The 697-nt window shown below is 66.3% G+C and carries 1 protein-coding gene; it reads left to right on the top strand.

What is annotated here, in order from left to right; all coding sequences use genetic code 11:
* On the top strand, positions 1-697 hold a 697-nt coding region (locus SB754_RS19155; RefSeq protein WP_410784003.1), incomplete at both ends, for an iron chelate uptake ABC transporter family permease subunit.

Here is a 697-nt window from a genome sequence, read left to right as displayed (position 1 = left end):
CGATGGGCCACCGTCTTCCCCAGCCGCAGCCGTCACTGCCCGACGACGACGGCTTCCGCGAACCGCGGTCAGCCTGGCCCTGGGTGCCGCGGCGGTCCTGGCGCTGGCTGTGGCGAGCATGTTCATCGGGGTCAGCGATGTTTCACTGCCCCGGCTGCTGGCCGGCGATCCCGCGGCCTGGAAGGTTTTTTGGGTCAGCCGCGTGCCCCGGACCCTGAGCATCATCCTGGCCGGCATGGCCGTCAGCGTCGCAGGCCTGATCATGCAGCTGATGGCGCGGAACAAATTCGTGGAACCGGGCACCATCGGCACCGTGGAATCCGCATCGCTGGGCATCCTGGTGGTTACCGTCCTGCTTCCGGGTGCGTCCCTGATGATGAAGATGTCCACGGCCACCGTCTTCGCGGCCGCCGGAACTGCGCTGTTCCTCCTCATCCTGCGCCGCCTGCCGCTGCGCAACACGCTGATTGTTCCCCTGGTGGGCATCATGCTCGGCGGCGTCATTTCCGCGGTCACCACGTTCTTTGCCTACCGCTCCGATCTCCTGCAGACCCTGAACAGCTGGATGGTCGGGGATTTCTCGGGCGTGCTGCGGGGCCGGTACGAACTGCTGTGGATCGTCGGCGCCCTCACCGTTATCGGTTACCTGGCAGCTGACCGTTTCACCGTTGCCGGCATGGGCTCGGACTTCACCACC

This window comes from Leifsonia sp. SIMBA_070 (assembly GCF_046534635.1).
In the GTDB taxonomy this organism is placed as follows: domain Bacteria; phylum Actinomycetota; class Actinomycetes; order Actinomycetales; family Microbacteriaceae; genus Leifsonia.
This window is presented reverse-complemented; position numbering and strand designations above follow the sequence as displayed.